The organism is Streptomyces sp. SudanB25_2051 (assembly GCF_964272635.1).
Classification (GTDB): domain Bacteria; phylum Actinomycetota; class Actinomycetes; order Streptomycetales; family Streptomycetaceae; genus Streptomyces.
Genome location: NZ_OZ186787.1, coordinates 6,398,541 through 6,423,846 on the forward strand (window position 1 = coordinate 6,398,541; position 25,306 = coordinate 6,423,846).

Below are 25,306 nucleotides of genomic sequence, written 5' to 3' on the forward strand. Positions count from 1 at the left end.
CCTTTCAGGGCGTCAGCACCGGACCTGGCGACATCCTGCCTCTCATCCCCGTCCGGGGAGAGGTGCAGAGCCGGCCTCCGCTGGGTCGCGAGGTGCTGCGTGCGGGCCTCAGCCCGGACGTACCGCCATGGCGTCCAGGCCCGCCAGCAGACCCGGCAGCTGGGGGCCGCGCCCCACGGGCAGCACCTCGCCGGGCCGCTCGTCGAGCAGGACGAAGGCGATGTCGTCGGTCCTCGCCACCAGCGACCAGCCCGGCCCGTCCACCCGCAGCATCCGCGCACCGCCGGGCGCGAACGTGGAGCGCACCCGTCCGGGCGGCGGCGGGTCCGCCAGGTAGGCCCGCGCCTCGGCCAGTACCCGCCGCACCGCGGCGTCCGGCCCCGGCCCGTCGGCAGGCCCGCCGCGCTCCCCGGCAGCCTGCGCCGCGCCCTCGCGCTCCGTGCCACCGCCGCCTTCCAGCCGGGCGTGCGCCGCGCCGCCCGCCGGCCCCTCGGCGGCGGCCCGCGCATCCGCCGCATGCAGACCGGGTGCCGCGCCAGGCGGCTGGGCGGCGCCGAAATCCTCGTCGCCGAGCTGCTCACGCCACGCCGCCCACTGGAGGGCGATCTCGTCCGCGCCGAGCCGCCGCTGCGCCGGACCCCACCGGGTCTCGTCGGGCGGCGTCAGCAGCGGCGGGTCTCCCTCCGCCGTCTCCGGATCGTGCGGCGTGGGGAGGCCCGGCGCCGAGACCGCCAGGGCGAGCGGCCAGCCCGGCAGCGCCGCGACGACGCTCCGCTCGTCGGGCGACAGGTCGTACTCCATGCCGCAGTCCCACGCGGCGATCGCCACCGCCACCAGCGACACGTCGTCCACGGCGACCGTCCACCGCGCCCCGTCGCCGTCCTGCCCGAGCACGAGCCCGTAGCCCTCGGCGTACGGCTCCAGACCCAGGGCCCGGCACGCCTGCGGGTAGTCGTCGCCGAGGACGCTCGGGAACCGGGCGGGCGTGAGGAGCAGGGCCGTCAGCACATACAGCGCGTCGTCGCCGTCCGCCTCGCCCGCGGCACCGGTCCCGCCGGGGCCCTCGGCAGCGGGCCCGACGGCGGAACCGGCCTGCTGTCCGGCCCCGCCACCCGCGCGCTGGTCGTCCGTACCGGTCACGGCGGCCTCCCGTCGTACAGTCGCGACAGCCCGCCGCGTGCGTCCGTCGAACGCCGTGCGGGTCGGTCGGCGCACCTTAACCAGCGAGTAACCCAGCCGTCGAGACCCGGGCGCCACTCAGCCGGGCGGGAGCCCCAGCAGACCGCGCGCCACCGTGTGGGGCGACTCGTCGCGCTCCCGCGCGAGCGCTATCACCGCCCTGCAGGCCAGCTCCTGCACGCCGAAGGACAGCGCCTCCGGCGACACCCAGCCGGCCGCCTCCTCCATCGCGTCCTCGTCGTCGTCCGCACAGGCGGCGACGTAGGCCGACGCGGCCTCGAAGATGTTGTGCGGACGTTTCTGCGCCCGCAGACCGGCGCCCGGCGCGCCGTCCGCTGCTGCCGCGCCACGGCGGGCCTGGGCGGGGAACGGGAGGATCGCACGCAGCTTGTCGAACATGGGGGCCACCTTCCCGTGCGGCGCACGCGTCGCCGTCTGCCGTCTCGTCCCTCCAACGTATTCCCGGCGGCACCACCGCAGTAGGGCGCGTGGGCCGTGCGCTGCCCGGAACCGGGCAGGCGCCCGAACCGCGCAGTCCCCCGAACCCGACCACGCCTCGAACCGGCAGGCCCCCCCCGGCAGCCACCGTCCCAGGCCCGCGCCCCCCGGAAGGTCAGGCCGTCCGCTCGGCCAGCGCCAGGAAGCGGCTGTCCTCGTCCACGTACGACTGGAGCCGCCAGCCCGATCCGGCGAGCAGCGGCCGCAGGTTCTCCTCGGCGCGCAGGTCGTCGCCGGTGAGCCGCCGGCCGTGGCGTGCGGCGAGGGCGGCGCGCCCGACCGGGTGGAACAGGGCGAGCAGTCCGCCGGGCCGCACCACGCGCGCCAGCTCCCGCAGGTCCTCGGCGGGCCGTGCCAGGTGGGAGATGAGACCGGCTCCGAACACCGCGTCGAAGGCGCCGTCCCGCAGCGGCAGGCTTCCCACATCGGCCAGCAGCAGCGCCCCGCTGCCGTTCCGGCCGGCGCGTAGGGCCGCGTCCAGCATCTCGGGCGTCAGGTCCACACCGACGACCGTGCCCAGCGGTCCCACGGCGGCCCGCAGCGCGGGCATCGCCCGCCCGGTGCCGCAGCCCGCGTCGAGGACGGCGTCGCCGGGCCTGAGCCCGATGTCGGCGACGGCGGCCTCGTACGCCGGACCGTCGTCGGGGAAGCGCGCGTCCCAGGCGGCCGCGCGCGCCGCGAAGAACTCCTGGACGTCTCTGTGGTCGTCGCTCACGCGTTCATGATCCCTCACCCGTGCGTGCGGCAACCTGCGCACACGTACGAACGTCCGCGATCGTTCCGGAACATCGCTCTGTCATATTCCGTCAGCTTTCGAATGTGTCCCCGAACCGGGTGTCTTGTCCGACTACGGTCCCGGACCCATGGGACACCTGGACCACGCCGCCTTCGGCTGGCTGACCCCCGTGCTGTCGTACGCGATGGCCTGCGTCGGAGCCGCCCTCGGCCTGCGCTGCACCGTCCGAGCGATGGGCGCGACCGGCGCCGCCCGCCGCAACTGGCTGCTCACCGCCGCCTCGGCGCTGGGCACCGGCATCTGGACGATGCACTTCGTCGCCATGCTCGGCTTCGGCGTCACCGGCACGGACATCCGCTACGACGTGCCGCTGACCGTGCTCAGCCTCCTCGTCGCCATGGCGGTCGTCGGCCTCGGCCTCCTCGCCGTCGCCCAGGGCCCCGACCCGCGGGCCCGGTCCCTGCTGGTCGGCGGGCTGACGACCGGCATCGGAGTGGCGAGCATGCACTACATCGGCATGGCGGCCCTCCGGCTGCACGGCACGGTGCGGTACGACCCGCTGCTCGTCGCGATGTCCGTCGTCATCGCCGTCGCGGCCGCCACGGCGGCGCTGTGGGCCGCGCTGAACATCCGGTCGCCCGCGGCGGTCGCGATCGCCTCCCCGGTGATGGGCGCGGCCGTCAGCAGCATGCACTACACCGGCATGTACGCCGTCACCGTCGACGTCGCACCGTCCGCCCAGCCGCTGCCGGGCGCCACGGCCATGCAGTTCGTGTTCCCGCTCGCCGTGGGGCTCGGCTCGTACCTGTTCCTCACGGCGGCGTTCGTCGCCCTCTCCCCGGCGGCCCGCGGCCAGGCCCGGTACGAGCGGACCCGGCACGGCCCCGTCCGGTACCCGGCGCCCGACCACCCCGGCGACGCGGGCCCCGCCCCCGCGGGCGCCGCCGCCCGCACCGTCCCCCGCGTCGAGCCCCGGCCGCAACGGCCCTGAACCGTCGTTTCACGGCCCGCAGCACCCCACCCGGCGTCGTCGCCCCACCGGCGTCGCACGGCCGCCGGCTCCCGCAGGGGCCGTACGACCGTCGGGGGCGCAGCCCAGCCCCCGCGCCCGGCCGCCCGGCCAGGACCAGATCCGCCCCCGCCCCGCCACGAGACCGCACCACCCGTCCCGCGACCGGTCACCCACCCGCCCCTCACCCCCCAACCCGCCCGCCGCACCTCGCAGCACCGCCCGAACATCCGGAACGAGGAGGCCATGCGCAGCCCCCGCACACCCGACGGCGCCGACACGCCCGCCGCGCCACCACCGGCCCCCTCGCCCCGAGACGCCTCCCGGCCGCCCCGTGGCCGCCGTGCCCACGCGGCCCCGCCACCGCCCGCCGAGCACCGCGACCGCCCGACCAGGACCCGCGAGCCGGGCGAGCGCACGGCCCGCCCGCCCGGTGGCCTCCGCGAACCGCGTGAGCACCACGTCCGAGGGGTGCGGGGCGAACCGCGCCTCCCGTGGCGGCTGCCACGGGCCCGCACCGTGCGCGCCCGCGTCATCGCCCTCCTCATGGTCCCCGTCGTCGCCCTGCTCACCCTGTGGGGCTTCGCCACCGTGACCACCGCCCAGGACATCGCCCACCTCCGCGCGGCCCGGAGCGCCGAGCAGCGGGTCGGAGAACCCGTCAGAGCGGCCGTCACCGCCCTGCAGGAAGAACGCCGCGCCGCCGTACGCCAAGCCGCCGCGCCCGGCACCGTCCACGCCGGCGAACTGCGGCAGCGGGTCCGCCGTACCGACGCCCTCGTCGCCCGCCTGCGGCTGGGCGGCCGGCACACCACCGCCGACACTGGCGACCTGCCACTGGAAGTCGCCGACCGGCTGCGGCGGTTCGTCGACGAGACCGCCCGCCTCAAGCCCCTGCGCCTCCAGGCCCAGGCCCCGGCGTCACGTCCCACCACCCGGTCGCGGGCGGCCGGTACCGCGGGCCTGCTGCACGACGGCTACACGGACATCATCGCCGCCGCCCACGACGTCCAAGGCGCCCTCACCCGCCTGCCCGACCTCCCCGACGGAGCCTCCGCACGGGTGCTCCTCGACCTGAACCGCGCGGCCGAACTCCTCGCCCAGGAGGACGCCCTGCTCACCACCGCCCACCTCACCGGCTCCTTCCCCGCAGAGCGCCGCCGCGACTTCACCGGAGCCGCCGAAGCCCGCCGCGCCCTGCTGCGGGGAGCCACCGCCGATCTACCGGTCCCCGCCCGCACCGCGTGGCGCCGCCTCGCGGACGGCAGCGCGTACCAGCGGCTCACCGCCGCCGAGGAAGCCGTCGCCAAGGCATCGACGGCACGCCGCGCCGCCGAGGCAGCCCCGGCCACCACCTGGGACCCCGCCCACACAGCCATACGGGCCCGCCTCGCCGCCCTGGAGGACGACGCCCGCAGGGCCGCCGCCGACCGCGCCGATCCGCTCGTCGGCGGCGCCCTCACCCCCGCCGGCGCCGCCGTCCTCCTCGGCTTCGCCGCTGTGGCCGCCGCCCTCGTCATCTCCGTACGGATCGGCCGCGCCCTCGTCGTCGAACTCGTCGGCCTGCGCGACTCCGCCCTGGACATCGCCCATCGCCGCCTCCCGGACGCCATGAGGCGCCTGCGCGCGGGGGAGGAGCTCGACATCCACGCCGAGGCACCGCAGGCACCCCCCACGCACGACGAGATCGGGCAGGTCGCGGCGGCCCTGTCCACCGTCCACGGCGCCGCGCTCAACGCCGCCGTCGAACGCGCGGAACTCGCCGACGGCATCTCCGGGGTCTTCGTCAACCTCGCCCGCAGAAGCCAGGTGCTCGTCCACCGGCAGCTCCATCTGCTCGACAGCATGGAACGCCGCGCCGACGACCCCAACGAACTCGGTGACCTCTTCCGTCTCGACCACCTCACCACCCGCATGCGCCGCCACGCGGAAAGCCTGATCATCCTGTCGGGCTCCGCCCCCGGCCGCGCCTGGCGCACCCCGGTCCCCCTCACCAACGTGGTCCGCGCGGCCGTCTCGGAGATCGAGGACTACGCGCGCGTGGAGGTCCACCCCCTGCCGGAGACGGCGGTCACCGGCGGCGCCGTCGCCGACCTCACCCACCTCCTCGCCGAACTCCTGGAGAATGCCGCCCAGTTCTCCCCACCCCACACCAAGGTCCGCGTCACCGGCGAACCGGTCGGCAGCGGCTACGCGCTGGAGGTCGAGGACCGGGGCCTCGGCATGAGCCCGCAGGCCCTCGCAGACGCCAACCGGCGCATAGCCGGATCCGAGTCGCTCGACCTGTTCGACAGCGACCGGCTCGGCCTGTTCGTCGTCAGCCGACTCGCCGTCCGCCACGACATCAAGGTCCAGCTGCGCACCTCCGCCTACGGCGGCACCACCGCGGTCGTACTCCTCCCCACCGACCTGCTGCAGGGCACCCTCCCCGTCAGAGAGCCCGCCCGCCGCCCCACCCCACGAGCACAGGACAGCACCCCCGCCCCCGGCCCACAGGACAGCAGCACGCCCATCCCACGGCTACGGGACGGCGCACCGGCCCCATATCCACGCGACGGCGCAACGGCGCCTCACGTACGGGACAGCGCACCGGCGCCACACGCCCGGGACTCCGCCCCCGCGGCGCCGCCGGCGGCACGCCTGCGCCCGACGGCCCCACCCCACACGCCCGCGCATCCCCACGCGCAGGGGGCCGCTGCGTCGGCCCGGCCCCCTGCCGCCGCCCTCCCCGCGCGGGACCGCGGCCCCGATCACGCCCCGGAACCACGGCCAGCGGGCGACGGTCTGCCACGCCGCGTACGGCAGGCCGGCCTCGCCCCCCAGCTGCGCCAGGCACCCCCGGCGCCGCAGGACCCGCCTCCGCACCCGCCCGCCGACGACCCGCCCGAGCGCACCCCAGAGCAGGTCCGGGACCGCATGGCGGCCTACCGGGCGGGGTGGGCGCGCGGCAGGGGCCCCGCGCCGGGCCCGGCAGCCGCCCGCCCGCCCCTCCCCGGAACGGCGGCCGGCAGCGGCCGTTCCCACCCCCACGGCAGCGAAGGAGACGCAAGATGACCGACCACGAGGGCCACACCGCGCGGCACCACGCCTCACGGGACCTGGACTGGCTGCTGGACGACCTCATCGCACGCGTACGGGAGGTCCGCGACGCCGTCGTACTCTCCGCGGACGGGCTGCCCGTCGGCGCCTCCAGCGGCCTCGGCCGCGAGGACGCCGAGCACCTGGCGGCCGTCGCCTCCGGGTTCCACAGCCTCGCCAAGGGCACGGGCCGGCACTTCGGCGTCGGCGGGGTGCGGCAGACGATGGTCGAACTCGACGACGCCTTCCTGTTCGTCGTCGCGGCCGGCGACGGCTCCTGCCTGGCCGTCCTCAGCCACGCCTCCGCCGACATCGGCCTCATCGCGTACGAGATGGCCCGCCTGGTCAAGCGCGTCGGCGAGCACCTCCACACCCCGCCGCGCGCGGTCCACGCCCCGGCGGCCGGCTGACGGAACGGACAGCGCGCGATGACCCCCCAGGACAGCGGCCCGCACCCTCCCGGCAGCCGCTGGTACGACGCCGACGCCGGCCCCCTCGTACGGCCGTACGCCATGACCGGCGGGCGCACCAGACCCGGCGCGGGCACCGCCCGCTTCGACCTGATCGCCCTCGTGGCCGCGGCCCCCGAGCCGCCCACCGCCGATGACCTGCTCCTCGGTCCCGAGCACCGCGTCCTCATGGCCCTGTGCCGCACCGCGACGCAGTCCGTCGCCGACCTGGCAGCCGAGTCGGACCTGCCCGTGGGCGTCGTACGCGTCCTGCTCGGCGACCTCCTCGAAGCCGGACTCGTCACCGTCCACCGCCCGGTACCCGCGGCGGAACTGCCCGACGAACAGATCCTGAGAGAAGTGATCAATGGCCTTCGAGCCCTCTGACACCCTGGCGTTGAAGATCCTCGTGGCCGGCGGCTTCGGCGCCGGCAAGACCACCCTCGTCGGAGCGGTGAGCGAGATCCGTCCCCTGCGCACCGAGGAACGGCTCACGGAAGCCGGCCGGGACGTGGACGACACCGGGGGAGTGGACCACAAGACCACCACCACGGTCGCCATGGACTTCGGCCGGATCACCATCCGGTCCGGTCTCTCCCTGTACCTGTTCGGCACCCCGGGACAGGACCGGTTCTGGTTCCTGTGGGACGAGCTGTCCCAGGGAGCCCTGGGCGCCGTCGTCCTCGCCGACACGCGGCGGCTCCAGGACTGCTTCCCCTCCGTCGACTACTTCGAGCACCGGGGCATCCCGTTCCTCGTCGCGGTCAACTGCTTCCCCGGCGCGCGCTCGTACTCCGCGCCCGAGGTGGCCGACGCCCTCGACCTGGACCCGGGAACGCCCGTCGTCCTGTGCGACGCCCGCGAACGCGACTCCGGGAAGGAGGTCCTCGTACGGCTCGTCGAGCACGCGGGGCGCGTCCACACGGCCCGCATGCTCGAGACCGTTTCGTGACCAGGTGACCGGGAGGGCGCTTGCCGCGCCCACCCCGGTGGGTAAGGCTTACGCGGACACGGGGAAAACGGGGACATACGAAAACGGGGAGGACCGGGCATGGCGCTCGACAAGGAACTCGACTGGCTCCTGGACGATCTGACCCAGCGTGTGGCGCACATACACCACGCCCTGGTGCTGTCGAACGACGGACTCGTGACCGCCGCCAGCAGCGGACTCGCCCGCGAGGACGCCGAGCACCTCGCGGCCGTCTCGTCGGGACTCCACAGCCTGGCCCGGGGAGCCGGGCGCCACTTCGGGGTGGGGGAGGCCCGCCAGACGATGGTGGAGTTCGAAGAGGCCCTACTCTTCGTGACCGCCGCGGGAGAGGGCAGCTGCCTCTGCGTACTCAGCGCCTCCGAGGCGGACGTGGGCCATGTCGCCTACGAGATGACGCTCCTCGTCAACCGCGTCGGAGACCACCTGGCCGTGGCATCACGCCACTCCGACACACCCGACGCCTCCTGACCCGGCCCTCGCGCACGACCCCTCCAAGCCCGCCGCGATCACACCGAGTTATCCACAGGTTCGCGCGGGGGAACTCCGGCTGCGCTACGTTCGTCACAGAGAGTAGTCGAAGTCGAGATTCGGGGGAGCCGCATGTCAGTCGATCAGATCGGACACACCGTCGCCTACGGAAAGGCGGCACAGGAACTGGTTCTGCGCCGAAGCGAGTTCGATCTCGCGGTGCACCTGGGGCAGGTGCGGACGGTACCGGCGCCGTCGGGCGGGCGGCCCAGGGTCCCGCAGGAGGAGATCGACCGGCTCCGGGCCGAGCCGGACTTCCCGGCCGGTCTGCGCGACCGGGTCCGCACCGTCGGCACCGCGCAGGCGGCCGAACTGGCCGGCATCTCGCCCGACCGCTTCACCCGACTGGCGAGAACCGGCCATTTCTCGCCCGTCGCCTACTACTTGAACCGGTACCGCGCTGTCGTCTGGCTCTACCTGGCCCGCGAGGTCGTGGAGACCGCGGCACGCCATCGGGAGCTCCTCACCGGCCGGGCGCCGGCCGGACTCAGGGAGCGGCTCAAGGCGGGGGAGGACGCCCGGCCGCGCACATGGCGGGCCCGCCGCCGGCGACTGCTGATGGACCAGGCGTGGGACGCCTGGGCGCGCGTGGCGGCGCTCGCGTCGTTCCTCGATCCGCACGAGCTGGCCGCGGTCGTTCCGGACATGGACGAGCGGGCCCGCCTGGAGCGGCTGAGGCCCCCGCCGCCGCACGGCCATCCGGAGTCGCCCGCCGCCCGTGCGGTGGCGGACCGGCTGCTGATCGCCGACGACCCGGACGAAGCGGCGGGCCTGCGCGCGGAGCTGGCTGAAGCGCTCCGCGCGGCACGGAGGCGCTCCCCGGTGCTCGGCCCCGGCACGCTGGCATCGGGCTCGACGGAGCCGTGGGCGACCATGCCGGGCTCGGCTGCGCCAGGCTCGACCGTGCCGGGGTCGGCCACACCCGGGTCGACCGTGCCGGGAGTGCCGGCGCCGCCCCCACCGTGGTCCCCCGCTGTGCCGGTGGCACCAGCGTCATCGCTCACGCCGCCGCACGTCGCACCGTGCGCGACCTCGTCTGCGGCGACGGACCCGGCAGAGCCAGTCGGCCCGCCCATCGGGGCCCCAGTGGCCGCCCAAGGATTCTGGACCCCCTGGGCGCAGGCGGCCGGGATGGCCGTCCGCGCGGGTGCCGACACGGGAGCAGCGGTCAGCGCGGCCACGCGAACGCCGGTGCCGCCCAGCTACGCAGGGGGCGGGGCAGAAGGCCGACCGGTGCCGCCCCGCACGCGACAACGACCCGCACCGACGTCGCTCACCGCGCCGCATGCCCCCGTGGGGCCGCCCGGCCCCACCGCACCGCCCGGCCCGCAGGCGCATCCTGGTCCCACCGCGCCAGGCCGCCCGGCGCCTGGTCCCGTGCGGCCGCACGGCCCGGAGAGGCGCCGCCGTAAGACCGCGCGTGCGGGCTTCCTCGCCCGGCTCGGCCTGCGGAGGCCCCGAGTGGGGTGACACACCCGGGCGCCGAGGCGGACGTGCCGGACGGAGGGCGGCAACACCCCCTTGCCCGTGCCGAAGGGCCGGATGCCCCCGTACGCTCCGGCCCCCGGGTGACGGATCTGCCTAGGCGCCCGCGCGGGGGACGACCGACGACAGGACGGCCGGGAGCGGGTACCAGTCGGCCGACACGATGCTGGCGTGCCGCCCGGCCAGCAGGGCGAGCCGGTCGCGGGCCTGCGCCTCGGTCGGGTTGGTGCCGTCGATGGCCGGGGCGACGTTGTGCGCGTCTGTCATGACGACCAGGTAGTTCCGTCGCGCGTACCAGGAGGTGTCCACCGAACCGCCCGCGTACACCGAGGCGTCCCCGTCGAACACCACGAACCACGGCCGCAGTCCGGCGTCCGAGTAGCGCAGCCGGGGGTCACCGGCCTGGGCCCGGTGCACCGCCGGAAACGCGCCGGCCTCCCCCAGCCGGCCGGCGGCGGCGAGGTTCCGCAGATGGCCGGCGTACTCGCGATCGGTCCACAGGGAGTCGGCCGGGTTGTCCTCCTCGACCGTGCCGGGGATCAGCTCGACGATGAACTTGCCGGCGAGGCGGGCGCGGCTGGGCCAGCCATCGGTGCGGACGGCCGTGTCCAGGTCCGGGTGGGTGCCGATCAGATCGGCCGGCCGGAACAGCGCGTCACCCAGCCGCGCCGTCAGCAGCGCGTCCAGCGCGGCCGGCCCCCGCCCGTAGCGGTCCTGGAACCCGTCCTTCATCTCGATCTTCAGCAGGACCGGCCGGTGCCCCGGGTGGGCGTCGTGCCAGGCGCGTATGTCGGCGAGGCAGCCCCCGAGATCCTGGTTGCGGGACTTGGTGCGCAGCTCGCCCGCGTGCGCGGCGTTCTCGCAGTTGTTGTCGTTGCCGAGGGGATTGCTGTGCGACACCCGCCAGGACCGGCCGAACGCGTTGGTCCACACATCGAGTTCCAGCATGGCCGCACCCGAGTCCAGGGCGTCCGCGAAGTACCGGTACTTGGTCTTCTCGTAGGCGTTGTGGACGCCCACCGCCGTCGACGCGCCATAGGACAGCTGCCCCGGATCGACGGCCACGGCCGCACCGGGAGCGGCGCCCAGCACCATGACCCCCGCCACCACGACGGCCCCCGCAGAACGTGCCAACACGCCCATAACAGCCCCTGTTTCCTCGTCGGCCACTTGAAGTCGCCTGAAGATTAGGGGAGTTGAGTGAAGGAACGGAGACATGCGGCTTGATCTCCGACCACGCGCCGCCATCCCCCGAGCGACATCCCCCGCACCCGGCGGCACACCGGCGGCACCTGACGCGCCACCGCCCAGGCCGCCCGTCGCGCCACCGCCCCGGGCCCCCGGCGAGCACCCCGTCCCGGCCCCCGACGCCCAGGCCGCCCGCCGTGCACCACCGCCCCGAGCCCCAACCACCCACCAGCGCCCCCGCCGCGCAGAGCACCGAGCACAGCGCCACCCACACCACCGCACCGCGAACCGGCCGACACCCGGTCCTGGCCGGTCGCCACCCGACACCTCGCCGCCCGCTCCGGGACCGGTGCCGCCCCGCCGACCGCTGCGTCCCGCTCCCGCCTCTGTCCGCCGACCGGTACGCACCGTCCCCAGCGCCCCGCGTCGGTCAGGGTGACCGGTACGACCCACTCCCGCCGTTGTCCGCCGACCAGTACGCGCCGTCCCGGCGCCCCGCGCCGTCCACCGACCGGCACGCGCCCCTCCCGCCGCCCGCGTCGGCCGGGGAAACCGGTACGCCCCCGCTTCCCGGCGCCCGCCGTCGGTCGGGGCGACCGGCACCCCCGCTTCCCGCACCCCCGCGTCTGCCCGGTACGCACGCGTGCCGCGACCGGCGCGCCCCGGCCGGTACATGTCGTACGGCGTGCGGTCGGGGCGGGGGACAGGCACGATGGCGGCATGCTGCTGGCTCGCCTCGCCGATGTGTCCGAGCAGGTCGCCGCCGTCTCGGCGCGCTCCGGGAAGATCGCCGTGCTGGCCGACCTGTTCTCCGCGACCCCTCCGGCGGAGGTCCCGCTGGTGATCGCCTACCTCGCGGGCCGCCTGCCGCAGGGCCGGATCGGGATCGGGTGGAGCACGCTCAAGGAGCAGGTCCCGCCCGCCGGCCACGCCACCCTCACCGTCGCCGGGACGGACGCCGCGCTGACCGCGCTGGCGGGGGTGAGCGGGCAGGGCTCGCAGGGGGAGCGGCGGCGCCTGGTGCGCGAACTGATAGCGGCGGCCACCGCGCCCGAGCAGCGGTTCCTGCTCAGGCTGCTGACCGGCGAGGTACGGCAGGGCGCGCTGGACGCGATCGCTCTGGAGGCTGTCGCCAAGGCGGCCCATGCGCCGGCCGCCGACGTCCGCCGCGCGGTGATGCTCGACGGATCGCTCCCGCGGGTCGCCACGGCGCTGCTCGCCGAGGGGCCGCCGGCGCTGGAGCGGTTCCGTCTGCGCGTCGGCACGCCCGTGCAGCCCATGCTCGCCCACACCGCGAAGAGCGTCGCGGACGGGCTGGCGACGCTGGGCCCGTGCGCCGTGGAGGAGAAGCTCGACGGCATCCGCGTCCAGGTGCACCGGACCGGTGACGACGTGCGGGTGTACACGCGTTCGCTGGACGAGATCACCGACCGGCTGCCGGAGGTGGTGGCCGTCGCGCGGGAGATCGCCGCGGACGGGTTCATCCTGGACGGCGAGGTGATCGCCCTCGACACGGAGGGCAGGCCCGTGCCGTTCCAGGAGACCGCGTCCCGCGTGGGTTCACGGGTCGATGTGGCCACGGCCGCGGCGGCCCGCCCCGTGTCGCCCGTGTTCTTCGACGTCCTCGCCGCCGACGGGGCCGTGCTGCTGGACCTGCCCGGCAGGGAGCGGCACGCGGAGCTGGCGCGTCTCGTGCCCGAACCCCAGCGGGTGCGGCGGATCGTCGTCCCGGACCCCGCCGACCCGGCGCAGCGCCAGGCCGCCGAGGCGTTCTTCGCCGACACCATCGACCGGGGCCACGAGGGCGTGCTCGTCAAGGCGCTCGACGCGCCCTACAGCGCGGGGCGGCGCGGCCGCTCCTGGCTGAAGGTGAAGCCGGTACACACCCTCGACCTGGTCGTCCTCGCCGCCGAATGGGGCCACGGGCGCCGCACCGGACTCCTCTCCAACCTGCATCTGGGCGCCCGCGCCGCCGACGGCACGTTCGTGATGCTCGGCAAGACCTTCAAGGGCCTCACGGACACGATGCTGCGCTGGCAGACCGACCGGCTGCGGGAGCTGGCCGAATCCGACGACGGCTTCACCGTCCGGGTGCGGCCCGAGCTGGTCGTCGAGATCGCCTACGACGGGCTGCAGCGCTCGCCCCGCTACCCGGCCGGGATCACCCTGCGCTTCGCCCGGGTCGTGCGGTACCGCCCCGACAAGCCCGCCGCCCAGGCCGACACGGTGGAGCAGGTGCTGGCAGGTCCTCAGTCACGCGTCGTGTAGCGGTGCCGCGCCCACATCGGCAGCACGAACCAGCACACCAGGTACCAGAGCGCCACCCCGGACACCAGCCACGGCACGTAACCGTCGTGGGTCGCCACCCGCAGGACGAGGAACAGCGCCGTCACCATCGTCGCCAGCAGCAGCACCAGGCCCACGAACGTCAGCCGCGACGCCCACACCACCGTCTGCGGTTTGATCCGGCGGCCCGACACGATCCGGTGGAACGACACGGGCCCGATCAACGCGCCCGTCGCCGCCGCGCCGAGGACGACGGTGGTGATGTAGATGCCCCGGTTCACGTCCGACAGGTCCGCGAAGCGCGGCGCGAAGACCACCGTCAGCAGGAAGCCGAACAGGATCTGCACACCCGTCTGCGCCACCCGTATCTCCTGGACCAGCTCGGCCCACCGCCGGTCGGCGCGCTCCTCCGGGGTCTCACGGCGCCCCCGCCACAGCCCCTGCTGCTCGCCGCTCTCCCCGGTCTCGGCCGCACCGCCCGCCTCCCTGCCGGCGCCACGCTCCTGAGCAGGCATTTCGCCCTCCTGTCCTCGCTGTCGACCCGTTCCTGGTACCCCCTCCCACCCGCACCAGCCCACCGAGTCGCCGTCGCCGCGACCCGGCCGGCACGACCGCACGCCGATACGGCAGCCGAAGGAAGCTCACCGGGTGTCGCGCGGCGGTGACGTGACCGGCCGCCCCCGCGCCCCCATGCTCGTACCCGTGCCTCCGGGACCTCCCCGGGGCGAGGCGACGAAAGGAGCCGAGCCGCCCGTGCGCCGACGTCCCGCCGTCCTCGTGCTCGCCGCCGCGGCCACCGCGAGCGCCGTCCTCGCCGGCTGCGCCACCCCCGAGGCCGAACGCGACGCCGTCGACACCGCCGCCCTCCGCTTCGCCCGCCACGCCGAGAGCTCCGACCACGCCGCCGCGTGCCGGCTCCTCGCCCCGCCGACCCGCCAGGCCCTGGCCCAGGACCCGGGCCCGACCTGCGAGGCAGGGCTCACCGACGCCGCCCTCCCGGCGCCGGGCCGGGTCCGCACCACCGACGTGTACGGCCACCAGGCCCGCGTCGTCCTGGAACACGACACGTACTTCGTCACCTGGTTCCCGGACGGCTGGAAGGTCCGGGCGGCCGGCTGCACGCCGCGCCCCGAGCGCCCCTACGACTGCCGTGTGAAAGGGGACTGACCCCGCCGTGCGCACCATGTTCACGCTGTACGCCCTCACACTCCTCAGCGGCCTCGTCTACTTCAGCGTGCTCGGAGCGACCCACCGATGAGCCCGTCCACGAAGCAGCCGAAGAACCGCCTCCTCCGCTTCGCCAAGGACAACGGCCTCTCCCTCGCCTTCGGCGCCGGGTTCCTCGTCACCGTCCTCTGCCAGGCCGTCGCCGGGCAGGCCCAGTACAACGAGGAGATGCGCGCCATCGGCGCCGAGCACATCGGCTTCGGCCGCTATCTGACCTCCGCCGACTTCGCGGTCGCCGTGACCGAGAACTGGCAGTCCGAGTACCTGCAGTTCTTCCTCTACCTGTTCGGCACCGTCTGGCTGCTCCAGCGCGGCTCACCGGAGTCGAAGGAGATGCACAAGGCCGGCACCGAGTCCGACGAGGACCAGCGCGTCGGCCGCCACGCCACCCCCGACTCGCCCCGCTGGGCCGGGGTGGGCGGGCTGCGGCAGTCCCTGTACTCCCGGTCCCTCGGCATCTGGATGTGCGCCGTCTTCCTCGCCTCCTGGTACGCCCAGTCCGTCAGCGGCGCCGCCGCGTTCGGCGAGGAGAGGCTGCGGGAGCTGGAGAGCCCGCTGCCGTGGTCGCAGTACCTGGTGGAGCCGGACTTCTGGAGCCGCACGCTGCAGAACTGGCAGTCGGAGCTCCTCGCCATCGGCTCCATGGCGATCTTCTCCGTGTATCTGCGGCAGCGCGGCTCCCCGGAGTCCAAACCGGTCGGCGCGTCCCACGGCGCGACCGGCGTCGAGGGCTGAGACGGCCGGGGCGGGGAAACCGCAGCACACAGCCACCGGCCGGACCGGCCGCACAGAGAGAGGACCCCGATGAAACGCGCCGCCGTGTTCGACGTGGACGGCACCCTCGCCGACACCAACCACCTCCACGTCACCACCTGGTGGGAGGCCTTCCGGCAGGCAGGCCACCACGTGCCGACGCACGCCATCCACCGCGCGATCGGGCTCGGCGCCGAAGACCTCGTCGAGCACCTCCTCGACCCCGACCGCGACCGCGGCGGCGACGCGTCGATCAGCGCCGCGCACAAGACCCTCTACGGCACCTACTCCGACCGCCTGGCGGCCCTGCCCGACGCGGGCCGCCTGCTCAGGACCCTCGCCGGGCGCGGCTGGACCGTCGTCCTCGCCACCTCCGCCGGCGGAGCCGAACTCGCCGCGCTGCGCCGCGCCATCGACGCCGACGACGCCGTCACGGCCATCGCCAGCGCCGACGACACCGAGGAGGGCAAACCGTCCCCGGACCCCGTTCGGCACGCGCTCGAACTGGCCGGCGCGCCCGCCGACCGGTCGGTGTTCGTCGGCGACACCGTCTGGGACATGAAGGCGGGCACCCGCGCCGGGGTGACCTGCGTGGGCCTGCTGTGCGGCGGGATCCCGCGGGCGGACCTCACCGACGCGGGAGCGGCCGCCCTCTACGCCGACCCCGCCGACCTGCTCGCCCACCTGGACGACAGCCCGCTCGGCGGGGACAGCGCGTAGGACGGCCGCCCCGGCCGGCTCACTTGCCGAGCTTGCGCTGAAGCTCCGCCTTGTTCATCGAGGACCGGCCGGGGATGTCCCGCTTCCGGGCCTCGGCGTACAGCTCGTCATAGGTGGCGCCCTCCGAACCGCCGCCCCGCGAGCCCTGCCCGCCGCGCTTCGACGACGACGTCTCCCGCGACGACGAGGAGCCGCGCGACGCCGACTTGCCGGAGCTCCTGCCACCGGACGAGCCCGACGAGCCCGAGGACTTCGTCTCGCCGCTGCGGGCCCGCTCCTTGTTGACGGTGCGCGCGGCGATCTCCTTGGCGCGCTTCTCGCCCTCGCCGCGCTCACGGGCGCTGTCCTTGATGTGCTCGTACTGCCGCTCGCGCTTGGAGCTCGATCCTGCGGGCATGGCCGTTCCTCTCCTCTGTGCCTGCTGATGGCCCCCGTCGGTCCCACCCCGGTACCAGGCATCCCTCCCCGCAAACACGCACCGTGCCCGTCCGCCAGCGGAGTGGCACCCAGGTGCCATCCGTGGCGGCACGGGGAAGACGGGTACTCGTTCCGCAGGACCCGACGGAAGGACGTGGAGAACGCCATGGCAAGCGACCCGGGAAAGGACACGGCGAACCGGCCCACGGGGGACCACCCCGCCGACTGCGACGTCACCGTTCAGCTCAGCGACTGCGGCCGCGCGGACGCGGAGGCGGTCTTCAAGGCGCTGGACGACGTCTTCGCCGGCTGCGAGGACGTGACCCCGCACTCCTCGTCCGGGCGGGAGCCCACCGTGTGGATGGCCACGTTCGACAGCTCCGCCCACTCCGGCGAGCCCACCGCGACGCCCCGGCTCAGCAAGGAGGTGGAGGCGACGCTGACCGGTGACCACCACTCGGTGGAGGCGGTCGAGAAGGCGCTCGGCAGGCTGTTCGACGTGCGGTCCACCCAGCACGTCTCGGGAGAGCACGAGACGGAGACCCGCCTCCTCCTCGCCTCCCGCTGAGCGAGCCCGCCCCGCCCGTTCAGCCCCCGGCCGCCTGACCGCCCCGCACGGGCGAGGCGCCCGGCCCCTGAGCGCGCCGACCACGCGTCGGCGCGCTCAGCCGTCCCCCCCGCTTACGTCGCCCCGCCGCTCCCCACGCCGGGTCCGGCGGGTCCACCGCCCGGACCGCCCGCCCCCGCGGGACCGCCGTACGCCGGTTAACCTCGTCGGACAGTGAGATCAGCGTGCGCCCCGGCCGCCCGCGTCCCCGCGGCCGGCCACGGAGGCGCACGCACCCGCCGACCAGGCAGGAGAGCACCCCCGTGAGACCGGCCCCCTACCGCGCCTCCGACGACCGCTACACGACCATGCGGTACCAGCGGTGCGGGCGCAGCGGCGTCCTGCTGCCGCAGGTGTCCCTCGGCCTGTGGCACAACTTCGGCGACACGACGCCGCTCGAGACGCAGCGCGCCGTGCTGCGCCACGCCTTCGACCGGGGCGTCACCCACTTCGACCTCGCCAACAACTACGGCCCGCCCTACGGCAGCGCCGAGGCGAACTTCGGCACCCTCTTCGCCCAGGACTTCCGCCCCTACCGGGACGAGCTGTTCATCGCCACCAAGGCCGGGTACGACATGTGGCCGGGCCCGTACGGCGAGTGGGGCTCCCGCAAGTACCTCCTCGCGAGCCTCGACCAGTCCCTCGCCCGCATGGGGCTGGACTACGTGGACGTGTTCTACTCCCACCGGCCCGACCCCGACACCCCCGTGGAGGAGACGGTCGGCGCGCTCGACACCGCCGTACGCCAGGGCAAGGCGCTGTACGTGGGCCTCTCCAACTACAGCCCCGACCAGATGGTCCGCGCGGCCGCCGCCCTCAGGGAGCTGGGCACCCCGCTCCTGATCAACCAGCACGCCTACAACATGCTGGACCGCACCATCGAGCGGAACGGGCTGATCGCCGCGTCCGACGAGGCCGGCGCCGGAGTGATCGCGTACTCGCCGCTCGCCCAGGGGCAGCTGACGGACCGCTATCTGCAGGGCGTTCCGGCCGACTCGCGCATGGCCATCGGCCACTTCCTCAAGCGGGACGTGCTCACCGACGACAGGCTGGCCCGACTGCGCGCGCTGAACGCGTTCGCGGCGGGACGCGGCCAGACGCTGGCGCAGCTCGCCCTCGCCTGGACCCTGCGCGACCCGCGCGTCACCTCCGTCCTGGTCGGCGCGAGCAGCGTGCGCCAGCTGGACCAGAACCTCGGAGCCCTCGACGCCGCGCCGTTCGACGACGCGGAGCTGGCCGAGGTGGAGCGGCTCCTCGGCTGACGCGTCCCTCCCGCCGGCCCGCGCTCGCGCCCGTGTCCGGCGCTGACCTCCCGGAACGCCCGGCGCGGGGTTCGGCCACCCGGCCGGACCCGTCGCGTCGGGCCTCTGCCGTCCGCGCGCCGCCGGGGGCATCCTGGTGGGATGGGGGCCGGGTACGCAGCGGCGCGGCCCCGGAGCGGAGGTGAGGTCCCATGCCCGCCGGAGACAAGGTCCTCCTGGTCGACGACCACGAGGACAACCTGTTCGCCCTGTACAGCGCCCTCGCACCGCTCGGCTACCCCCTGGAGTCCGCGACCAGCGGCGACGCCGCGCTCAAGGCGGTGCTGCGCGGCGGGGTCGCGGTGATGGTCCTGGACGTCGTCATGCCCGGGGTGAGCGGCCTCGACGTACTGCGCTACATGCAGCGCCTGGAGCAGACGCGCCGCATTCCGGTCATCCTCGTGACCGGCATGGGCGTCGACGCGCAGCTGTCCCGCACGGCGATGCGCCTGGGAGCGGCGGACCTGCTGGTCAAGCCCATCGACCCGTGGTCGCTGTGCATCAAGGTCGGCTACCTCCACCGCTTCGCGCACCGCCCCCCGGACCTCGCCCCGCGCGTCCCGGCCCCGCCCACGACCCGCGCGGCCCACTAGCGTCCGGCCCCGCCGCCCCCGGCCGCCTCCGCGGTACGGCCCTGTCCCCGCCGGCACGCACCCGCACGACCCGTCCCCGCACCCCACGCACCCCCCGCACCCGCGGCTGAGTCCCCGCACCCGCGGCTCAGTCCCCGTATCGCCCTACGCTCGGCTCCGTACCCGCACCGCGCCGGCTCCACCGGCGTCCCGAACACTCACCCGCCCCGTCGCGGGGTGCCGCGCGCCAGCCGTTGCGCGGCCTCCCTGGCGTGCCTGGCGGCCTCGCGCGCGGCGCGTTCCGTCTCGCGGACCCGCTCCCTCGCCTCGCGTACGGCTCCGTGGGCGGCCTCCCGCCGGGCCTGGGCCTCCTTGAGCAGTGCGGCCAGCTCGGTCACCCGCAGGTCCGCCTCGTGGGCCCGCTGCTCGGCGCCCTCCAGCGCGTCCGCGGCGTGCCGGGCCGCGTCCTCCCGGGCGGCCGCCTCCCGCCGGGCGGCGGCCGCCTCCTCCTCGGCCCGCCTCCGCTCGGCCTCGCGCTCCTCGCGCTCCCGCCGTGCGGCCTCGCGCCGCTCCGCCTTGCGCTCCTGGCGGGCACGGCGCGCCTCGGCCGCGTCGGACGGGGCCGTACCACCGCCGTCCGGGTCCTTCGCCGAGCCACCGCCCCGGTGCCCCACCAGGGAGAGCCTGGCCCGGGCGCCGCCGGTCTTCCCGGTGCTCGGCGCCTCCCGCGCACCGCCGGACGGGGGCGGCACCACGGACAGGTGCCGCGCCCCGGACTCGCCCCCGAGCCCCGCGGCCGCGAAGCCGACCGGTGCGCTCAGGGCCTTGCCGAGGCGGCCGGTCACCCACTCCTCGGCCGCGTCGGGGTCGGCGAGCGCGGCGTGCAGCGTCGCCTCCACCTGCGCGCGGGCGGCCTCTCCGATCTTCTCCCCGGCCTCGGCCGTCAGCCGCTGCGCCTCCCGTGCCAGTGCGGCCACCAGCACATGCTGCTGCCGGCCCAGCTCCCGCAGCCGTGCCCCGTCGAGGTCGCGGTGCGCCTGCCGCAGGCCGTCGCCGAGCGCGACCAGCGCGCGTGCCTCGTCCGGCCGGGCCCGTACGAGCAGATTGCTCGCCCACGCGGCCAGGGTCGGGCGCCGCAGGGCGCGGATGCGGTCGGCCAGCTCGCGGTCCCCTGAGGTGCGCGCCTCGGCGGCGCGCCGGTCCCGCAGCGCGGTGAACTCGGCGGGCCGCAGCCCGTACAACTCGTCGGCGACGCTCTCCACGTCCATGGCTCACGTTCCGTTTCACGTATGCCCGTGCTCGCCCCACCAGTGTCGGCCGCTCCACCGGCCGCGCGCACGGCGACGGCCCGCGCCGCTCTCCGTGGCAGGGGAGGATGCCGTGGAGAGGGCGCGGGCCGTCGGGGAGGCCGGTCGCTGCCGGGAAGCCTCCGGCTCGCGGGTCTAAGGCCCGGAGCTCAGAAGGAGAAGACGGGACCGGCCTGGTTCGCGAGGTCGCAGGTGTTGCCGAACGTGCGCTCGTAGCGGACGCGCTTGCCCTCCCAGACGCCCTCGGCGATGGCGACCACCGGGTCGTAGATCTTGACGCAGGCACGCTCCTGGTCACCGCGCAAGGCGGAGAACTCGCCGTTGACCGCGCGCAGCTCGGCGCACGCCTCCGCGGGGGCGGGATGCGTGCCGCCGGGGGTCGGCGCACAGGTCAGCGTCACCGCGCGGAGCGGCGTGGCCGTGGCGGCCGTCTCGCCGTCGGCGATGGTGAGGACCAGTGCGTTCGGCGCGTAGAGCCGCGTCTCGCCCGTGGTCGCCCGCTCGGGGGCGGCGACGGCGGCCGGCGCCAGCGCGGTCATCGCAGCGGCGGTGATCGCCCCGAAGATGGCAGTACGCCGTATAGATGTCCGCATGTGCCTCATGGTCATCACTTTCCTTCACATCCTGTTCGGTCGTGGTGCGTGAACAGCCTGCCGTTCCCGAGGGGTTGACGCACATTCAGTGAAGGTTTTCAGGTTTTGTCCCGCTTTGAAGCAGTGACCTGAAATCGGCACCCCCAGGTTACAGCCCGGTAGATGACCGGGTGTCACCGCAGGTTGACGGGCCGTCGCCGAATCGGTTCAAGCGTGGACCATGCGTGAAACGGTGCGGTGTGTGAGCCGCAACACGGCCGAAACATGGTGGTAACGACTCCGTTTATGCCCTTGCCGGACATACACGGGCCGTCGGGATGTCTCCGTCAGTTCCCGCTTCCCAGCAGGAAGTCGGTGATGGACCAGGGTGTGACGGTGTCCTTCTTGACCAGCGCCACACCGTCGCTCGACGAGGCCGGGGCGTCCGGCGCCTGCGGGGCGGTCTGCGCCGCCTGGGCGGGGGCGGCGGCACCGGCCGCGCCGAGCAGCAGCGCCCCGGCGGCTGCGGCGAGAGCGGTGGTGGCGGTGGTGCGGAGGCTCATGGTTCTCCCTCTCGGTCGGTCGGCGGTCGTCGCGAGGTGTCCGCGCGGACACCCTCTGCGGCTGCTCAACGACGGCACGCCGCCAAGGTGTCGCGTCCGGCCCCGGCGGGCCCGCGCCGACCCTGTGCCGGTAGTGCGGCGCTCGGCCCGGGGCGGGGACGCGGAGCCGGACGGCCGGCGCGCGCGGGCCGGGCTGCCGGTGCGCCCCGGGTCACCCGGGTCCTGCCCGGCGAGGGCTCAGCCCGCGAGCCGGTGTGCGAGGCCGACGAGGTCCTCCGCCCGCAGCACGCGCCCGAACCCGGGCAGGGGGACGTGCAGCGGCTCGGTCCAGCGCGCGGGGATCGCGTCCAGCCCGTACCGGGCGCCCGCGAGCCCTCCGGTCACCGCGGCCACGGTGTCCGTGTCGCCTCCGAGGTCGACGGCCGCCCGCAGCGCCCCCTCGAATGTCGTCGTGGTGCGCAGCGCCCACACGGCCGACCCCAGGCAGGGCCAGACGGCTCCGTTGAACTCGGTCGCCAGGTCGGGGTGCCAGTCCGGCGCGAGGACGGCGGCATAGCGCGGCCGCTGCCCGGCGGCGAGGCGGTCCACGGCATCCGGCAGTACGGCGAGGGGGTCGCCGCCGTCCAGGGCGACCCGCACCAGCTCGTGGTAGACGGCGGTGCCCTCCCAGGCGGCGGGGTCGCCGTGGGTGAGCGCGGCGACGCGCCGGGCGGCGTCCATGGTGGCCGCCCGGCCGGCGCGCGCGAAGTGGACGGCGCTCGTCGACGCCCGCATCAGCGAGCCGTTGCCGGCCGCGCGGCCGGTCATGCGGAAGTGGGCCTCGGCGGCCGTGTCCCACGTCCGGCCGCTCGTCAGCACGTCCTCCGTCTGGAGCCCGATGTCCTTCGGCTCGGCCGCCGCCCACCGCTGGAAACGCGCGAACACGTCCGGCAGGTCCAGTCCGCCGCGCTCCAGCAGGGACTCGCCCACGAGGACGGCCATCTGCGTGTCGTCCGTGGCCTCGCCCGGATCCCAGCCGCCGCCTTCGCACATCTCGCCCCCCGCGCCGGGCTCGGGGAACCGCGCCGAGAGGGCTCCCTCCGGGCCGAACTCGAAAGGCGCGCCCAGCGCGTCCCCCACCGCCGAGCCGACGACCGCCCCCGCCGCCCGGAGGAGCCGCTCCTCCCGCCCGGCGCGCCCGCCGCCGGTCCTCCGTGTCCCGCGCTTCATCGGCTTCTCCGATTCCATCCGCGCAGGCTATCGGCGCCGGTCCGGTCCGCTGCCGTAGCCGTCCGTCCCGCCGGTCCGTCTTCGGCGGCCGCCGCGTGCCACCCCCGAGGGAGTCGCCGGAAAAGTCGCTATTGACCTGAATAGGCCAACAGGCGTTAGATGGTGGTAAAGGGCAGATAAAGGCTTCTACAGGAGGCGGCCCGCAATGACCACCCACCCGACCATCGAGCACCACCCCGACATCGCCGAGATGCGCGCCCGGTTCGAACAGGCCACCAGCACCCCACGCGGGCAGGCCCTCGAGGCCCTGGCCTTCCTCACCGGCGTCTATCTGGCCGCATCCCCGTGGATCGTGGGGTTCAACGGGCTCACGGCGCTCGCCGTGTGCAACCTGATCCTCGGCATCGCGTACGCCCTCTGCATGGGCGGCCTGCTGGGAAGCGCGTACGAGCGGACCCACGCGATGGCCTGGTGCGCCGTGGCCATCGGCGCGTTCACGATCATCTCGCCGTGGCTCGTCGCCGGAAACGTCGACACGACCCGCAGCGTGTGGAACAACATCGTCGTCGGCGTCGTCGCCCTGCTGCTGGGCGCCGCCATGGCCGCGACGGGTGAGCGGCGCGGCGGCGCGCCGCGGGGCCGCAGGAGGGTGACCACCTGACACCCGCGCCGAACCGGCCCCCGCCCCGCCCGGCCCCGGTCACCGGTACGGCGCGGACGCGGGGCCCGGACAGCGGAAAGCCCGGGGCCGCCTCACCAGGAGGCGGCCCCGGGCCGTGCATGTGTCCCCGCGGCCGGTGTACGCCCCCGCCCGGCCCCACCGCATCATGCGCGGAACCGCCGCGGCGGCGCCCGTACCGGCGTCCTCAGCGTGCCGACGCGTCGTGCCGCATCGGCGTCAGCTGCTCGATGTCGTACCGCGCCCGCAGTTCCGCGATCGCGGCGTGGTCCGGGGGGCCGCCCCCGTCGAGGATTTCCAGCAGCTCCTCGAAGTACCGCTCGTGATCCGGGGGAGGGGACGCCTGGAAGAACATCTTCGCCGGCTCGTCCGTACGGTTGGCGAAGGCGTGGGGGCAGCCGGGCGGCACCACGATCACCGTGCCGGGCGTCGCCCGCACCGTCCGCCGCCCGCCGGCCGACTCCCAGTTGCGCCAGTCGTCCCGCGTCCGTACGCGCGGCTCGAAGGCCAGCACGTCCAGCTCGCCCTCCAGCAGGTAGAACAGCTCCTCGCTGTGCGCGTGCACATGGGCGCCCACGTCGAAGCCCGGCGGCACGACCACCTCGAAGCTCGACGCGGCCCGCGCGTGCTCGCCCGTCACCTTGAACGTCACCTGGTGCGCGGGCGCGGTCAGGGTCCGGCCGTGCCCGGTCGGCACCAGCAGCCCGTCCGGCGTGGCGTGCGCGCTCATCCCCACTCCACCGGCATCGACTCGGGACCCCGGATCAGCGCGCCCCGCCGGAAGCGGACCTCCTCCGCCGGCACCGCGAGCCGCAGCCCCGGGAACCGGTCGGCGATCGCGTCCACCAGCAGCTCCGACTCCAGCCGCGCCAGCATCGCGCCGACGCAGAAGTGCGGCCCGTGCCCGAAGGACACATGCGGGTTCGGCGACCGGTCGAAGTCGATGCGCTCCGGGTCGGGGAACACGTCCGGGTCGCGGTTGGCCGCCAGATACGACACGTACACCGCGTCACCGGCGCGGATGCGCACCCCCGCGACGGTCACGTCCTCCAGCGCGATCCGCGACAGGCCGACCGCGCTGCGGTGCGGGATGTACCGCAGCAGCTCCTCGATCGCCCGCGGCCGGCCCTCCGGGTCGGAGCGCAGCCGCTCCATCAGATCCGGCCTGTTCAGCAGGATGTACAGCATGTTGCCGGTGTTGTTGGTGACCGCCTCGCCGCCGATCTGGACCAGCAGCGCCAGCCCCACCGACTCCGACTCGGTGATCTCCCCGGCCTCCACCGCGGCCGACAGCAGACCGATGACGTCCTCGCCGCCCGTGCCGCGACGCCGCCGCATCGTCTCGGCGAAGTAGCCGCACATCTCCTCCTTGGCGCGCTGGCTGCGCTCCGCGCCCTGCGCCGACGACAGGATGAGATTGGTCCACTCGTGCATCCGCGGCCGGTCCTCCGCCGGGACGCCCATCAGCTCGCACACGACGGCGAGCGGGAAGGCGCCCAGCAGCCGCTCGGTGAAGTCGGCCGGCGGCCCGTCCTCCAGCACGCCCGCGACCAGCTCGTCGAGCATCTCGCGCGCCCGGTCGCGCAGCCGCTCGACGCCCCGCGTGGTGAACGCGGGCGCCACCGCGCGGCGCAGCCTCGTATGGTCCGGAGGGTCCTCGAAGCCGACCGCCCCGTCCACGGGGATGAAGTGCGGGGCCAGGCGCGTGACGTCGTTCTCCACGACCAGCTTGCGGCTGAACCGCGGGTCGTTCGTCACCGCGCGCACGTCGTCGTACCGCGTCACCAGCCAGGCCCATCCGGACCCGTTCGGCAGCTTGATCCGGGTGATCGGCCCTTCCTCCATCAGCCGCGCCAGCACCGGGTCGAAGTCGACCCCGTGCAGGTCGAGCGCCGGCCAGTGCCGCACCGGTGGCAGGGCGGGCCCGGCACCGCCGGCACCCTCCCGCCGGT

At 75.1% G+C, this 25,306-nt stretch carries 27 protein-coding genes; 15 read left to right on the forward strand and 12 right to left on the reverse strand.

Features of this window, described 5'->3' with window-relative positions; all coding sequences use genetic code 11:
- Nucleotides 1–108: 108 nt before the first annotated feature.
- The 3 genes from ACSUPT_RS28045 to ACSUPT_RS28055 all read right to left on the reverse strand — a co-directional run bounded on the left by ACSUPT_RS28045 (nt 109) and on the right by ACSUPT_RS28055 (nt 2,392).
- Complete coding sequence (locus ACSUPT_RS28045; protein WP_436946274.1) at nt 109–1,014, reverse strand: hypothetical protein; 906 nt, start codon at nt 1,012–1,014, stop codon at nt 109–111.
- 243 nt (nt 1,015–1,257) lie between these two features.
- Nucleotides 1,258–1,578 (reverse strand): hypothetical protein, encoded by a 321-nt coding sequence (locus tag ACSUPT_RS28050; protein WP_399218357.1) that lies wholly within the window; start codon nt 1,576–1,578, stop codon nt 1,258–1,260.
- Between the two features lie 214 nt (nt 1,579–1,792).
- Nucleotides 1,793–2,392 carry a class I SAM-dependent methyltransferase gene (locus ACSUPT_RS28055; RefSeq protein ID WP_436946039.1) on the reverse strand — a complete coding sequence of 200 codons (600 nt, stop codon included), beginning with the start codon at nt 2,390–2,392 and terminating at the stop codon, nt 1,793–1,795.
- Between the two features lie 148 nt (nt 2,393–2,540).
- Between ACSUPT_RS28055 and ACSUPT_RS28060 the strand changes: the two genes are divergently transcribed.
- The 7 genes from ACSUPT_RS28060 (at nt 2,541) to ACSUPT_RS28090 (ending at nt 9,938) form a co-directional block, all read left to right on the forward strand.
- Nucleotides 2,541–3,404, forward strand: coding sequence for an MHYT domain-containing protein (locus tag ACSUPT_RS28060; protein ID WP_436946040.1), 864 nt, complete (start codon nt 2,541–2,543; stop codon nt 3,402–3,404).
- Nucleotides 3,405–3,668: 264 nt separating this feature from the next.
- Nucleotides 3,669–6,476 carry a sensor histidine kinase gene (locus ACSUPT_RS28065; protein ID WP_436946041.1) on the forward strand — a complete coding sequence of 936 codons (2,808 nt, stop codon included), beginning with the start codon at nt 3,669–3,671 and terminating at the stop codon, nt 6,474–6,476.
- Complete coding sequence (locus ACSUPT_RS28070) at nt 6,473–6,910, forward strand: roadblock/LC7 domain-containing protein (protein WP_365727630.1); 438 nt, start codon at nt 6,473–6,475, stop codon at nt 6,908–6,910. The genes ACSUPT_RS28065 and ACSUPT_RS28070 overlap by 4 nt, the downstream gene beginning before the upstream one ends.
- Nucleotides 6,911–6,928: 18 nt before the next feature.
- On the forward strand, nt 6,929–7,336 hold the full coding sequence (locus ACSUPT_RS28075; protein ID WP_404145880.1) for a DUF742 domain-containing protein: 408 nt from the start codon (nt 6,929–6,931) through the stop codon (nt 7,334–7,336).
- Nucleotides 7,317–7,901 carry a GTP-binding protein gene (locus tag ACSUPT_RS28080; protein ID WP_351964277.1) on the forward strand — a complete coding sequence of 195 codons (585 nt, stop codon included), beginning with the start codon at nt 7,317–7,319 and terminating at the stop codon, nt 7,899–7,901. Before ACSUPT_RS28075 ends, ACSUPT_RS28080 begins: the two co-directional genes overlap by 20 nt.
- 99 nt (nt 7,902–8,000) lie before the next feature.
- On the forward strand, nt 8,001–8,408 hold the full coding sequence (locus ACSUPT_RS28085) for a roadblock/LC7 domain-containing protein (RefSeq protein ID WP_351964278.1): 408 nt from the start codon (nt 8,001–8,003) through the stop codon (nt 8,406–8,408).
- Nucleotides 8,409–8,540: 132 nt separating this feature from the next.
- Nucleotides 8,541–9,938 carry a DUF6397 family protein gene (locus tag ACSUPT_RS28090; protein WP_436946042.1) on the forward strand — a complete coding sequence of 466 codons (1,398 nt, stop codon included), beginning with the start codon at nt 8,541–8,543 and terminating at the stop codon, nt 9,936–9,938.
- Nucleotides 9,939–10,049: 111 nt separating this feature from the next.
- Here the strand turns inward: ACSUPT_RS28090 and ACSUPT_RS28095 are convergent, their stop codons facing one another.
- Nucleotides 10,050–11,096 (reverse strand): phosphatidylinositol-specific phospholipase C domain-containing protein, encoded by a 1,047-nt coding sequence (locus ACSUPT_RS28095; protein WP_403503489.1) that lies wholly within the window; start codon nt 11,094–11,096, stop codon nt 10,050–10,052.
- 765 nt (nt 11,097–11,861) lie between these two features.
- Here ACSUPT_RS28095 and ACSUPT_RS28100 point away from each other — a divergent pair.
- On the forward strand, nt 11,862–13,409 hold the full coding sequence (locus ACSUPT_RS28100; protein ID WP_436946043.1) for an ATP-dependent DNA ligase: 1,548 nt from the start codon (nt 11,862–11,864) through the stop codon (nt 13,407–13,409).
- On the opposite strand, the gene ACSUPT_RS28105 is transcribed toward ACSUPT_RS28100, so the two are convergent.
- Nucleotides 13,391–13,942, reverse strand: coding sequence for a DUF6328 family protein (locus ACSUPT_RS28105; RefSeq protein WP_351964281.1), 552 nt, complete (start codon nt 13,940–13,942; stop codon nt 13,391–13,393). The two genes, ACSUPT_RS28100 and ACSUPT_RS28105, sit on opposite strands and share 19 nt — an antisense overlap.
- A gap of 238 nt (nt 13,943–14,180) precedes the next feature.
- Between ACSUPT_RS28105 and ACSUPT_RS28110 the strand changes: the two genes are divergently transcribed.
- From ACSUPT_RS28110 to ACSUPT_RS28120, 3 genes are all read left to right on the forward strand, one after another.
- Nucleotides 14,181–14,594 (forward strand): hypothetical protein, encoded by a 414-nt coding sequence (locus tag ACSUPT_RS28110; RefSeq protein WP_351964282.1) that lies wholly within the window; start codon nt 14,181–14,183, stop codon nt 14,592–14,594.
- Nucleotides 14,595–14,681: 87 nt separating this feature from the next.
- On the forward strand, nt 14,682–15,389 hold the full coding sequence (locus ACSUPT_RS28115; protein ID WP_361660344.1) for a DUF6766 family protein: 708 nt from the start codon (nt 14,682–14,684) through the stop codon (nt 15,387–15,389).
- Between the two features lie 69 nt (nt 15,390–15,458).
- Complete coding sequence (locus tag ACSUPT_RS28120; RefSeq protein ID WP_351964284.1) at nt 15,459–16,127, forward strand: HAD family hydrolase; 669 nt, start codon at nt 15,459–15,461, stop codon at nt 16,125–16,127.
- Between the two features lie 19 nt (nt 16,128–16,146).
- Here the strand turns inward: ACSUPT_RS28120 and ACSUPT_RS28125 are convergent, their stop codons facing one another.
- Nucleotides 16,147–16,524, reverse strand: coding sequence for a plasmid stabilization protein (locus tag ACSUPT_RS28125; protein ID WP_351964285.1), 378 nt, complete (start codon nt 16,522–16,524; stop codon nt 16,147–16,149).
- 186 nt (nt 16,525–16,710) lie between these two features.
- On the opposite strand from ACSUPT_RS28125, the gene ACSUPT_RS28130 reads away from it, so the two are divergent.
- The 3 genes from ACSUPT_RS28130 to ACSUPT_RS28140 all read left to right on the forward strand — a co-directional run bounded on the left by ACSUPT_RS28130 (nt 16,711) and on the right by ACSUPT_RS28140 (nt 19,045).
- On the forward strand, nt 16,711–17,112 hold the full coding sequence (locus ACSUPT_RS28130) for a hypothetical protein (RefSeq protein WP_351964286.1): 402 nt from the start codon (nt 16,711–16,713) through the stop codon (nt 17,110–17,112).
- A 347-nt stretch (nt 17,113–17,459) separates the two neighbouring features.
- On the forward strand, nt 17,460–18,413 hold the full coding sequence (locus ACSUPT_RS28135; RefSeq protein WP_436946275.1) for an aldo/keto reductase: 954 nt from the start codon (nt 17,460–17,462) through the stop codon (nt 18,411–18,413).
- Nucleotides 18,414–18,604: 191 nt separating this feature from the next.
- Entirely contained in the window at nt 18,605–19,045 is a 441-nt protein-coding gene (locus ACSUPT_RS28140) for a response regulator (protein WP_399218367.1), read from the forward strand.
- A 197-nt stretch (nt 19,046–19,242) separates the two neighbouring features.
- On the opposite strand, the gene ACSUPT_RS28145 is transcribed toward ACSUPT_RS28140, so the two are convergent.
- From ACSUPT_RS28145 to ACSUPT_RS28160, 4 genes are all read right to left on the reverse strand, one after another.
- On the reverse strand, nt 19,243–20,292 hold the full coding sequence (locus ACSUPT_RS28145) for a hypothetical protein (protein WP_436946044.1): 1,050 nt from the start codon (nt 20,290–20,292) through the stop codon (nt 19,243–19,245).
- Nucleotides 20,293–20,480: 188 nt separating this feature from the next.
- Complete coding sequence (locus ACSUPT_RS28150; RefSeq protein WP_399218370.1) at nt 20,481–20,924, reverse strand: subtilase-type protease inhibitor; 444 nt, start codon at nt 20,922–20,924, stop codon at nt 20,481–20,483.
- A gap of 326 nt (nt 20,925–21,250) precedes the next feature.
- Nucleotides 21,251–21,466, reverse strand: a complete 216-nt coding sequence (locus ACSUPT_RS28155; RefSeq protein WP_351964288.1) for a hypothetical protein — start codon at nt 21,464–21,466, stop codon at nt 21,251–21,253.
- Between the two features lie 237 nt (nt 21,467–21,703).
- Nucleotides 21,704–22,675, reverse strand: a complete 972-nt coding sequence (locus ACSUPT_RS28160; RefSeq protein ID WP_436946276.1) for an ADP-ribosylglycohydrolase family protein — start codon at nt 22,673–22,675, stop codon at nt 21,704–21,706.
- A gap of 205 nt (nt 22,676–22,880) precedes the next feature.
- Between ACSUPT_RS28160 and ACSUPT_RS28165 the strand changes: the two genes are divergently transcribed.
- Nucleotides 22,881–23,336, forward strand: a complete 456-nt coding sequence (locus ACSUPT_RS28165; RefSeq protein ID WP_351964289.1) for an SPW repeat protein — start codon at nt 22,881–22,883, stop codon at nt 23,334–23,336.
- Between the two features lie 205 nt (nt 23,337–23,541).
- Here ACSUPT_RS28165 and ACSUPT_RS28170 read toward each other — a convergent pair whose 3' ends face one another.
- A complete protein-coding gene (locus ACSUPT_RS28170; RefSeq protein WP_365729114.1) occupies nt 23,542–24,084 on the reverse strand; it encodes a cupin domain-containing protein in 543 nt (180 codons plus the stop codon).
- Entirely contained in the window at nt 24,081–25,271 is a 1,191-nt protein-coding gene (locus tag ACSUPT_RS28175; protein WP_436946277.1) for a cytochrome P450, read from the reverse strand. Before ACSUPT_RS28175 ends, ACSUPT_RS28170 begins: the two co-directional genes overlap by 4 nt.
- Nucleotides 25,272–25,306: the final 35 nt, after the last annotated feature.